Genomic DNA, 10,836 nt, shown 5'->3' on the forward strand with positions numbered 1-10,836 from the left:
GGAGGAAAAAAATGAGGAAGAGAGTAGTATCAATTTTATTAACGGCTGCAATGTCTGCCATGCTTTTTACGGGCTGCAGCACACCGACAGAGGCACCAGCCAGCAGTGCGAAAGAGGAGACAAAGGCAGAAGAAGATACAAAGAGCAGTTCTTCAGGATTGTCTGCCGCTACTGTGCTTGATGTAAGTCAGCTTCCGGTCACAGGAATCGGAGCTCAGATTGCAACCAGCGTCAAGGCGGGAGGGGATTACAAGATCGGCTACATTGCCAAGAACACAACGAATCCTTACATGGTGGCTCAGTCAGCAGGTGTGGAGGCTGCCGGGAAGGCCATGGGATTTACCGCGATCACACAGGCACCGACGACTGCGGACTCGGTTGAGGAGCAGGTACAGTTGATGGAGAACATGATTACACAGGATGTTGATGCAATTATTGTACACTGTGCGGACTCCAACGGTATCATGACAGGCGTGAGAAAAGCCCAGGATGCAGGTGTTCTGGTGTTGACCATTGGCACGCCGGCAGCAGAAGATACATTCCTCAGAACAGGCGTTGACTATTACGAGTCCGGCTACACCATGGCCAAAGCAGTGGCGGACAAGCTTGGCGGAAAAGGAAAATTCATCATTCTTGAAGGGCCGGCCGGGGCATCAAATGCAATTGAGAGATTAAATGGTATTAATACTGGTCTTTCCGAGTATGAGGGAATCGAAATCGTTGCTTCACAGACCGCAAACTTTAAGAGGACAGAAGGAATGTCGGTAACGGAAAACCTGATTCAGCAGTATACAGACATTGATGCAGTCATCGCCTGCAACGATGAGAGTGCCCTGGGAGCAGTCCAGGCCCTGACGGCAGCCAACATGAGTGATGTACTGGTCTGCGGATTTGACGGGAGTGTTGATGCTACGAATGCCGTAAAGGAAGGAACCATGTTCGCTACCTATAACACGGATCCATATGGTTCAGGATTTGTTGCATGTGCCTATGCAGTTAAGTATCTGAATGATAAGACAGAACCGGAAGGCAAGTTCATTCCATTTCCCACAGCAGCAAATGACCCGCTTGTAATTGCTGATACAGTTCAAAATTATATTGACAACATTGCATGGTGGAAGGTCATCCAGTAGAATGCGGCAAAATTGAAACTGAACTATTTCACCTGTTTGTCCCCGCGGGAAACTGCGGGGACGAATACAGAGGAAATAAATTCCGTGAGAAGTATTGGGGTGAAACGATGGGGAAAACAATATTAACTGCGAAGCATATCACCAAACTTTTTCCGGGCATGAAGGCCCTGGATGATGTGGATTTTGATTTGCAGGAAGGGGAAGTACATATCCTGGTGGGTGAGAACGGCGCAGGCAAGAGTACGCTTGCAAAATGTCTTCTCGGCGCATATAAACCGGAAGAAGGGGAGGTCCGGCTGGACGGCCAGGTGGTTAAGTTTAACGGGACCAAGGAGGCTCTTGCCAGGGGAATTGTAGCAGTATATCAGGAGTTTACGCTGGTGCCGTATATCAGCGTTGCTCAGAATATTTTTCTTAACAGGGAATATAAGACCAAACTGGGTTTGATTGACCATAAGAAGATGGAAGAAGAGGCTGCAAAGCTTTTAAAGGCGTTGAACTGTGAATACATGAATCCCAAAGATTATGTAAAGAACTTAAGCATAGCAGAGCAGCAGATGGTGGAAATTGCCAAGGCGCTTTCATTTAATCCCAGAATTATGGTGTTTGATGAACCCACCGCAACTTTGTCGGAAAGAGAAGTGGACTCCCTCTTTGCACAGATTCACAGGCTAAAGGCGGAGGGGATCGGTATTATCTATGTATCCCACCGGATGCAGGAGTTCCCCTTGATTGGGGACAGAATCACGATTCTCAGGGATGGGGTTAAGATTAATACGGTGGGAATCAACGATTGCACCAACGAGGAACTGGTCAACATGATGGTGGGCAGGAGTGTGGAACAAGTCTATGCGCGTACAGAGAATGAGCATGAAGGGATTACCCTTAAAACAGAGAATCTGTGCGATTATAAAGGGCGTGTCAGAAATGTAAGCTTTACCGTTAGAAAAGGCGAGATTGTGGGCCTGGCCGGATTGGTGGGGGCAGGCCGCACTGAGACGGCCGAGCTGCTTTATGGAATCGAGAAGATTAAGTCTGGAAAAGTTTACGTACGGGGGAGCCAGGTATTTCCAAAGTCGCCTGTGCAGGCTGTCAGAATTGGAATAGGTCTGGTAAGCGAGGACCGCAAGAAGCAGGGGCTTGCTCTGGATGAGTCAATTGCGCTTAATATGGTGGCGGTCAGCCTTAAGAAGATATTCCCTAACTTCTTTATTTCAAAAAAGAAAATTACCGAAGTTGCGCTGGGATATAAGAAGCAGCTTCGTATCGCTACAACCAGCGTTAATAAAGCATGTAAATATCTGTCCGGCGGCAATCAGCAGAAGGTGGTACTGGCAAAATGGCTGAGTTTTGACCCGGAAATTCTGATTTTTGATGAGCCCACCCGTGGTATTGATGTGGCTGCAAAACTGGAAATCTATCATTTGATGGACAGGCTTGCAGCAGAGGGTAAGGCAATTATCATGATTTCTTCCGAACTTCCCGAGGTAATTGGTATGAGCGACCGCATTTATATCATGCATGAGGGCGAAATCGTGGACGAGGTCATCAGAGGAACAGACGGATTCAATTCCGAGGTCATTGGAGCGCGGATGATGCTGGGAGCAGGAGGTGCTGAGCATGCAGAGGAATAAGATTGTGCAGAGAATGAAAAGTCTGCCTCCGGTAGCCTATATGCTGGTTGTTCTGATTGTGATTTTCAGTGTTATGAGCCCCAACTATCTTACGCTGATGAACTTTAAAAATGTGCTGATTCAGGCAACCCCGTTAATGATTGTTGCATTTGGGCAGACATGTATCGTCCTGACGCAGGGAACCGACCTGTCTCTTGGTGCGCAGGTCAGCTTTGTAACCGTATTTACTGTGTGGATGGCCCTGAGGGGAATCCCGCTTCCGGCTGCAATGCTGCTCGCAGTTTTATCCACTACACTCATTGGCGTGGCAAATGGCGTGATTGTTGCAAAAGGAAGTATTCCTCCCTTCATCGCGACTTATGGAATGCAGAATATACTGAACAGCCTTTCGTTACTGTTGGCTGCAGGCTCTTCTATCTATTTTCCAAGTTTTACATACCGTATCATTACAGAGACCATGATTATGGGAATCCCGCTTATGGTCTGGGCCGCTGTATTGGTATTTATCATGGTGTGGGTGGTACTGAATAAGACCAGGTTTGGAACCAATATCCATGGACTGGGCGGTAACAGGGAGGCACTGCAGCTTGCAGGCATCAATCCCATTATCTGCCTGATTAAGACATATGCATTTGCCGGGTTCATTGCCGGAATTGCCGGGATCATCACACTCAGCCGTATTGAGGCAGGTATGCCTACGGCAGCCACGGGCTGGGAATTCCAGGCAGTGGCAGTAACGCTTCTGGGAGGGACCTCTCTGCGTGAAGGAAAAGGCGGCGTTACAGGCACGATTTTTGGTGTGCTTCTTATACAAGTCATCAAAAATGGTCTGAACATAGTGGGTGTGCAGTCAATTAAGCAGAATGCAATCATTGGTTCTATCGTTCTGATGGCCATTATCATTGATGCGGTTGTCCGTACTCGTTCAAAGGAATAGGGGGGATAGGGACATGAAAGCAAAGAAAATATTTGAAGAGATAAGGAATTCAAAAGTATTTTACAGTCTGATAGGTTTAATCATCCTGGTCATCTTTTCCGCAATTGCCGCCCCAAATTTCAGGACCGTCGACAACATTATCACAGTATTCAGGCAGGCCAGTGTATTGCTGGTGCTCAGCGCCGGCTTGACGGCAGTACTGCTGACAGGCGGTATGGATTTATCGGTGGGAGCAACCGCCGGATTCATCGGATGTATCTGTGCCCAGTGCATTAAAAATGGTGTACCCATTCCGGCAGCCTTTATTCTGGGAATTCTCATTGGACTGGTAGTGGGAGTCATCAACGGGCTGTTAGCCGGAATTCTCCCCAGCTTTATTGCTACCTACGGGACCAACTGGGTCATGAGCGGACTTGCGGTCCTGGTCATGCAGGGGGCGGTCATATATGACCTTCCCAAGGGTTTTACCCAGATAGGTGTGGGGTATACGGGTCCTGTGCCCAATTTGATTATCATAGCGGCGGTGGTTGTCATCCTGATATATGTCCTGCTTCAGAAAACCACCTACGGCCGTCAGGTGTACGCATATGGCTCAAATCCTGTGGCTGCCAAATACGCGGCGGTTCCGGTAAAAAAAGTTATGTTATCTGCATTTATGATGTGCAGCATGTGCGCAGGCCTTGCAGGCATGCTGATGACGGCAAGGTTAAATGCAGCAGATGCAGCCATGGGAGACAGTTACGGACTGCAGACCGTTGCGGCAGTGGTTGTAGGCGGAACCTCCATGCTGGGAGGGGAAGGCGGAGTACTTGGAACTGTGGTAGGAGCCTTGATACTTACAATTATTGTAAATGTAATGAACCTGAAGGGAATTTCCTCCTATGCGCAGGGGCTGGTAATCGGTATTGTAATCATTGCCATGGTGCTGTTCGACACGTACAGCAAGAGAAGACAGGAAAGCAAGGCAGCATAATTGCCGCATATAAACAGGGATTAAAACGGCCTGTGGGATAAACCCATGGCGGTTTTAAGATAGATAATTCATGAAAGAGAAAGAGAGGAAAATTAATATGCCATTAACAATCCGACCACTTAATTCTGGTTATATTCCGACCAAACCTTTGGAGTACTGGTATCATTTTTCGTGTAAAAAATTTGTAGAAAAGCTGGGGATTACCAATGACTCGGACCAGCTTCCGGATTTCACATTCTTAATTGAAGGCGGAGACCAGCTGATTCTGGTTGACACGGGTATGTCCTGGACGGAGCATGCCGATAAGTATCACCATGGCCCGTCTGTGCAGAGACCGGGAATTGATGACATTGAATCACGGCTGGCTCAGGTTGGCTTTAAGCCATCTGATGTTGATATTGTACTGTTTACGCATCTGCACTGGGACCATGTATTTTATCTTGAAAAATTTACAAAGGCACGTTTTATTTGTCATGAGACAGAGTGGGACTATGCCCATAACCCGATCCCCCTTCATTACAAATCATACTGCAGACCCATTATCGCCAAAGATGGAGACGTGACCTGCAATGATGAATTCATTGCGCCATATGACCAGCCGGGAGTGAAAGAACGTTTTGAGACAGTAAAGGGCGAGGCACAGATTGCACCAGGGGTAAGTGTATATGAGTCATTCGGACATTGCCCCGGACATATGACGGTTGTGGTTGAAACAGAAGACGGACCGTACTATTGTGTGGGGGATTCTGTATTCGTTATGGGCAACATTGATGCTCCCCAGACCATGCAGGATGAGCTTCACTATGATATCTGCCCTCCGGGACGCTATGTTGATATAGTGGCCGCATGGCAGACAATCCGCGATACGGTCCGCCGCTGCCATGAGGCTGGGGTTGACCCTCATAAGCATCTTCTGCTTGCCCATGATATTATCTTATCCGCAGCAGTTGAGAAATACGAAGATACCCATGAAAACAGACTTCCGGTAATCGGGCTTAAGGACACGGACTTTGTATTTGATGAGTACAAGGGCGCGATTATTGATAAAGATGCAAAAAAAGCAGCTGCAAAGGCAAAAACAAAGTACTTCAGCCAGAAGTAATGTGAATAAGCATCTGTGAAGACGCACCTGTGAAAACGCGGGGCCCATGAGGGATATTGTGGAGACTGTTGGGGATGGTCTTCACAATATCGTATTGGAGGAATAGTGATGAATACAATCGCAATCATAGGAAGCTGTGATACCAAGTACAGAGAGATTGCATACATGCGTGAGCAGGTTGAGAGCCAGGGAATGAAAGCCATGGTAATTAACGTGGCCACAGGCCCCAATCCGTCTTATGGATACGATGTTTCCAGGGAAGATGTCACCAAAGCAGCAGGGACAGAGTGGGCTGAGCTGGAACCCAGGACAAAGGGTGAGAAGATTGCATTTATGATGGAGGCAGTGGCGTCGTATGTGGAGAAACTGTATGCAGAGGGGAAGATTGACGGAATCCTTTCAGCAGGAGGCCTTCAGAATACGGTCATGGCCACCAACGCCATGAAGCGGCTTCCCATAGGTTTCCCAAAAGTCATGGCAACCACGGTGGCATCAGGCCGCAAAACTTTTGAAAGTGTGGTAGGGGCAAAGGATATAGTAACGATTCCATCCATATGCGATTTTACCGGACTTAACATAGTGACGAGACAAATCATGGCAAATGCATGTGCATGCTGTGCGGGAATGGTGAAACATGCAGGCCAGGTCCTGAAAAAAGGCGATAAGCCGGTTGTGGGCGTGACTTTGATGGGGATTACGAACACAGGGGCGTGTGCTGCCATTGATGAGCTGGAACGGCTTGGTATAGAGCCTATCGGTTTTCATTCCACCGGTGCAGGCGGAGCAATCATGGAGCAGATGGCGGCGGACGGGCTGATAGACGGAATTTTGGATTTAACAACCCATGAGATTACACAGGAGTATTTTAAAGGCGGTTTTTCCTATGGGGAAGATGCAAAGTACCGTCTTGTCCGGGGGGTGGAGAAAAAGGTGCCTCTGGTGGTCAGCGTGGGCGGCCTGGATTTTATTGATTTTCAGGCGGGAGAGTTTCCGCCCCGCATGGACGAAAGAATCTATATGATGCATAACGCCAATACGGCTCATATCAAGCTGCTTCCGGATGAAGCAGAGATTACAACAGCAAGATTTGCTGCGCGGATTGAGAAAATTGATTACCCGGTAAAACTTCTGATTCCTACAGACGGAATGCGCCATAATACACGCAAGGGCGAGGCGCTTTATTATAAAGAGGTGGATGATATTATCATTCGCCAGTTAAAGGAAATCAGAAATCCCAATGTGGAAATCATTACAATACCAGGAAATCTGGATACAGAGGAATGGGGCATTCAGGCCGCCCACCATATGGTGGACGAACTGAAAGAGCATGCTGTGATAGGTGATGAAATACAATATTAGGACAAGGAGGGCGTTCCAGGAAATGTCAGAAGATGTTAAAAAAATTGCAGAGGAACTTGTCATAGCCTGCAAAAGAGCATATACTAGAGGTATACAAACCGGAAGCGGCGGCAATGTGAGTGCCAGAGTGCCAGGGAAAGATTTGATGATTGTGAAGGCAAGCGGCAGCTCTTTTATTGACAGTACGCCGGACGGATTTGTAATCACGGATTTCGATGGAAATCTAGTAGAAGGGGAAGGAAAACCTACAAGAGAGGCTTTACTTCACGGCTTGCTATATAGAATTTGTCCCAAGGTGAATGCTGTTGTACATACACACTCACCGTATTCGATTGCATGGGCATCCACAGGAAAGGCCTTAAAGAGGACCACGTGGCACGCCCAGCTCAAGATGAGCGCGGATTTACCTTCGTTAGATGTTCCGGCAGCGATGGTAAAGAAAGAGTATTTCCCAATGGTGGAAGATATATATATAGAGAACCCGGATTTGCCCGGATTTTTACTGGTAGATCATGGCTTAGTGGCAGTCGGAAAAGATGCAATTAATGCAGAGCATACAGCAGAATTAATTGAAGAAACCGCGCAAGTGGCGATTTTAAAAGTGACCGTTTCGAAGCTTGGCTTGTAAATATTACTTAGGTGAGAGCTATATGAAATCTAATATGCGTATTACAATGAATGATCTGGACAGGGGAATGCTTCAGCATAACAAGCTTCCGGACTTGGCCTTGGACAAGCTGATGGAATGGATTATGAGCGGTAAGCTGTCAATGGGTGATAAGCTTAACACGGAGGAACTGGCGTCCCAGCTGGGAGTCAGCAGGATGCCGATTCGGGAAGCTTTGGCCAATCTTGAGAAGAAAGGGCTTGCGGAGTCTGTTCCATATGCAGGGACGAGGCTTGTGACATTGACAAAGGATGATGTACGGCAGATATATATAGCCAGAACGGCATTGGAGCCGGTAGCAGCAAAGTATGCCTGTGAGAAGATTACAGATGAAGACATCCAAAACCTGAAAGAGATTCACGCAGAATATATTCGTATTGTCAGGCAGGAGGAGCTTGATGCAATTGATGTGTATCAGCAGAATAGGTTGTACCATTTTTCAATCTATAAAATCAGCCAGCTGGACAGAATCTGTGCGATGATAGAATCGTTGTGGGATAATCTGTCGTTCTTTAAATTGATTTACGGTCAGAAACTGTTGGAAGGCCGGGAATCCAGGGAAAGGATGATTGAAGAGCACCAGAGTTATCTGGATGCCTTGAAACAACGGGACAGCGAACGAATCAGTCATTTATTGGCTCAGAATCTGAAGAAGAGAACGGAGAATATTCCTTACTCTTTGGATGTGTATTTTCATGAGAATGCGTAAATCGTGATATAAGTATATAGCAGAATCAGAGAGTGATAACAGAGCTTGGGCATCGAAACAGGATGCCGGGCTCTTTTGTTTTGTCAGGCATATGAGCGTTGCGGATTAAAGGAGAAAAGATGGATTCTTTACTTTATACATTATCGGAGACAGTACACAAACAAAATTATGCAGTAGCAACATATCATATCAGTCTGCCGAAGGAAGTGGATGTCCTTAAGAAAGCGGCAGCCCTTGCAGTGGGGCAGACCATTGGAACATGGATTCCCATACCTGGAATTACAGAGGAGATTCGCGAAAAATATATGGGGAAGGTGGTGAACGTATTTGATGTGCCTTCCCTGGATCTGGCTACTCAGATTACCGGAGACCAGAGAGAATATCTGATTCAGATTGCCTATCCTGCTGTAAACTTTGGTACAGACCTGCCGCTGCTTATTACCGCGCTTTTAGGCAACGATGCCTCCACCTCAGCCCAGGTAAAACTTTTAGATATAGAGTTTCCGGAGGAGTTTGCCCGCAAATTCAGGGGACCGCGGTATGGGATTGAAGGAATTCAGAAGTTTGCCGGAATAAGTAACCGGCCGATTTTGTTGAATATGATCAAGCCGTGTACAGGACTGACTCCAAGAGAGGGGGCAAGGATATTTTATGAGACTGCACTGGGAGGTGTGGATTTTATAAAGGACGATGAGTTGTTTGGAAATCCTGTTTACAGCAAGCCCGAAGAACGGGTAAGGGCATATAGAGAGGCGGCTGAGGCGGCCTATGAGAAGACAGGGGAGCGGGTAAAATATTTTGTGAACATAACCAGCGGCGCAGGTGAAATTATGGAAAATGTAAAACGCGCAGAGGATGCCGGTGCAGATGGACTGATGATTAATTTTGCGGCCATGGGATACAGCGTGCTTAAGCATGTGGCGGAGCATACGGTTCTTCCTATCCTGGGACATTCGGCAGGTACTGGAATGTGTTTTGAAGGAGCCATGAATGGAATGGCCTCTCCCCTTGCTGTGGGAAAGCTTGCACGGCTTGCTGGAGCTGATATTGTAATGATTAATACACCCTATGGCGGCTATCCGCTTCTCCATCAAAAGTATATGCAGACAGTAGCCCAGCTCACGCTTCCTTTCTATGACATTAAGCCCTCTATGCCGTCCATAGGAGGGGGAGTCCATCCGGGGATGGTGGAAAAGTATATCCGGGAAGTGGGAAAAGATGTGGTTCTGGCAGCAGGGGGAGCCGTTCAGGGACATCCAGGCGGTGCAGCAGCAGGGGCTCGGGCAATGCGCCAGGCGATTGAGATTGTGATGAGCGGACAGCCATTTGAAAAGGCGGCAGCAGAAAAGGATGAGCTGCGTACTGCTCTGACTCAATGGAATTATATAAAATCATGATTGGATATTGTATATTTTATCCTAAAATGTTATACTATGCCCGAATAAGGAGGTATCAATATGGTACGTGAAATTATGCTGTACACATCCAATGATTTAAGAGATTTTATGCATCTGGCCTGTGCTTCTCCATTGGATATTGGAGTACATACAATGGATAATCAGATTGCAGACGGAAAATCCGTATTGGGACTGATGGCTATAGATTACAAAAAACCAGTCAAGGTAGTTTCAGAGGATAGAAGATTCCTGAAGCAGCTGGACCGCTGGGCCGTGGATAAGGACCTGTAAGAGGTTTACCAGGAATTGGAATGAATAACAGTTGGTAACGCAGGTTGAATCTTCCTAATTTTGGAAAATTCAACCTGCAGAAAAAAAGTTAAAAAAAATGTTGACATCTGTCGAATTACATGATAGACTAATCGAGTTGCCGCTGAGAACAGCAGCAAAACACAAAACTTAGAAAAATAAAGTTTTGAAAAAATAAAAAAAGTACTTGACAAAACGTCGAAACTTCTGTAAAATGGAAAAGCGCGTTCGGAGAGGTATCGAAGTGGTCATAACGAGGCGGTCTTGAAAACCGTTTGTCCGCAAGGGCGCGTGGGTTCGAATCCCACCCTCTCCGCTGCAGACGAGTTTTGGTGATTTGCCTGCGAATATAAATTGAATATGAAACAAGATTCAACCAAGCAGAAGTACCCAAGAGGTTGAAGGGGCTCCCCTGGAAAGGGAGTAGGTCGTTAGTAGCGGCGCGAGGGTTCAAATCCCTCCTTCTGCGGTCGGAAGCAATGCTTCCATCGTACCTTTAAAATTGAAGACTGAATAATACACAAACCCTGAAAATTCTAAAAACAAAAGGTCTGGTTTAGACCTTTGGATTTGAGAAAATTCAGAACAAAACCAAGTAATGAAGGTTAAAGATAAC

10 protein-coding genes and 2 tRNA genes are annotated in these 10,836 nt (G+C 46.8%); all 12 read left to right on the plus strand.

Annotated features, from left to right (window positions below; all coding sequences use genetic code 11):
• The first annotated feature begins 11 nt into the window (after nt 1-11).
• The 12 genes from LI015_RS23565 to LI015_RS23620 all read left to right on the plus strand — a co-directional run bounded on the left by LI015_RS23565 (nt 12) and on the right by LI015_RS23620 (nt 10,689).
• Nucleotides 12-1,133, plus strand: coding sequence for a sugar ABC transporter substrate-binding protein (locus tag LI015_RS23565; RefSeq protein WP_002566451.1), 1,122 nt, complete (start codon nt 12-14; stop codon nt 1,131-1,133).
• Nucleotides 1,112-2,767, plus strand: coding sequence for a sugar ABC transporter ATP-binding protein (locus tag LI015_RS23570; RefSeq protein WP_007038325.1), 1,656 nt, complete (start codon nt 1,112-1,114; stop codon nt 2,765-2,767). The genes LI015_RS23565 and LI015_RS23570 overlap by 22 nt, the downstream gene beginning before the upstream one ends.
• The gene (locus LI015_RS23575; RefSeq protein WP_002566449.1) at nt 2,754-3,704 is read left to right on the plus strand and encodes an ABC transporter permease; all 951 of its coding nucleotides are present in this window, start codon (nt 2,754-2,756) and stop codon (nt 3,702-3,704) included. Before LI015_RS23570 ends, LI015_RS23575 begins: the two co-directional genes overlap by 14 nt.
• 13 nt (nt 3,705-3,717) lie before the next feature.
• A complete protein-coding gene (locus LI015_RS23580) occupies nt 3,718-4,677 on the plus strand; it encodes an ABC transporter permease (protein WP_002566448.1) in 960 nt (319 codons plus the stop codon).
• A 97-nt stretch (nt 4,678-4,774) separates the two neighbouring features.
• Complete coding sequence (locus tag LI015_RS23585; protein ID WP_002566447.1) at nt 4,775-5,779, plus strand: N-acyl homoserine lactonase family protein; 1,005 nt, start codon at nt 4,775-4,777, stop codon at nt 5,777-5,779.
• Nucleotides 5,780-5,887: 108 nt separating this feature from the next.
• The gene (locus LI015_RS23590) at nt 5,888-7,138 is read left to right on the plus strand and encodes a Tm-1-like ATP-binding domain-containing protein (protein WP_054355044.1); all 1,251 of its coding nucleotides are present in this window, start codon (nt 5,888-5,890) and stop codon (nt 7,136-7,138) included.
• A gap of 22 nt (nt 7,139-7,160) precedes the next feature.
• Nucleotides 7,161-7,766: a class II aldolase/adducin family protein gene (locus LI015_RS23595; RefSeq protein WP_227126483.1), complete on the plus strand. Its 606-nt coding sequence runs from the start codon at nt 7,161-7,163 to the stop codon at nt 7,764-7,766.
• A gap of 22 nt (nt 7,767-7,788) precedes the next feature.
• Nucleotides 7,789-8,514: a GntR family transcriptional regulator gene (locus tag LI015_RS23600; protein WP_002566444.1), complete on the plus strand. Its 726-nt coding sequence runs from the start codon at nt 7,789-7,791 to the stop codon at nt 8,512-8,514.
• Nucleotides 8,515-8,633: 119 nt separating this feature from the next.
• Nucleotides 8,634-9,911, plus strand: coding sequence for a RuBisCO large subunit C-terminal-like domain-containing protein (locus tag LI015_RS23605; protein WP_117627240.1), 1,278 nt, complete (start codon nt 8,634-8,636; stop codon nt 9,909-9,911).
• A 60-nt stretch (nt 9,912-9,971) separates the two neighbouring features.
• Nucleotides 9,972-10,202 carry a hypothetical protein gene (locus LI015_RS23610; protein WP_002566442.1) on the plus strand — a complete coding sequence of 77 codons (231 nt, stop codon included), beginning with the start codon at nt 9,972-9,974 and terminating at the stop codon, nt 10,200-10,202.
• 248 nt (nt 10,203-10,450) lie between these two features.
• Nucleotides 10,451-10,536 (plus strand) — tRNA-Ser (locus tag LI015_RS23615).
• A gap of 64 nt (nt 10,537-10,600) precedes the next feature.
• Nucleotides 10,601-10,689 (plus strand) — tRNA-Ser (locus LI015_RS23620).
• Nucleotides 10,690-10,836: the final 147 nt, after the last annotated feature.

The sequence above is a fragment of the Enterocloster sp. 210928-DFI.2.20 genome (assembly GCF_020554465.1).
Taxonomy (GTDB): domain Bacteria; phylum Bacillota; class Clostridia; order Lachnospirales; family Lachnospiraceae; genus Enterocloster; species Enterocloster bolteae.

Excerpts from the sequence above, each read along its gene's own strand:
- LI015_RS23610 (WP_002566442.1), top strand. The coding sequence starts at position 9,972 with ATGGTACGTGAAATTATGCTGTACACATCCAATGATTTAAGAGATTTT.
- LI015_RS23575 (WP_002566449.1), top strand. The coding sequence starts at position 2,754 with ATGCAGAGGAATAAGATTGTGCAGAGAATGAAAAGTCTGCCTCCGGTA.
- LI015_RS23600 (WP_002566444.1), top strand. The coding sequence starts at position 7,789 with ATGAAATCTAATATGCGTATTACAATGAATGATCTGGACAGGGGAATG.
- LI015_RS23565 (WP_002566451.1), top strand. The coding sequence starts at position 12 with ATGAGGAAGAGAGTAGTATCAATTTTATTAACGGCTGCAATGTCTGCC.
- LI015_RS23570 (WP_007038325.1), top strand. The coding sequence starts at position 1,112 with ATGGTGGAAGGTCATCCAGTAGAATGCGGCAAAATTGAAACTGAACTA.
- LI015_RS23595 (WP_227126483.1), top strand. The coding sequence starts at position 7,161 with ATGTCAGAAGATGTTAAAAAAATTGCAGAGGAACTTGTCATAGCCTGC.
- LI015_RS23605 (WP_117627240.1), top strand. The coding sequence starts at position 8,634 with ATGGATTCTTTACTTTATACATTATCGGAGACAGTACACAAACAAAAT.
- LI015_RS23590 (WP_054355044.1), top strand. The coding sequence starts at position 5,888 with ATGAATACAATCGCAATCATAGGAAGCTGTGATACCAAGTACAGAGAG.
- LI015_RS23580 (WP_002566448.1), top strand. The coding sequence starts at position 3,718 with ATGAAAGCAAAGAAAATATTTGAAGAGATAAGGAATTCAAAAGTATTT.
- LI015_RS23585 (WP_002566447.1), top strand. The coding sequence starts at position 4,775 with ATGCCATTAACAATCCGACCACTTAATTCTGGTTATATTCCGACCAAA.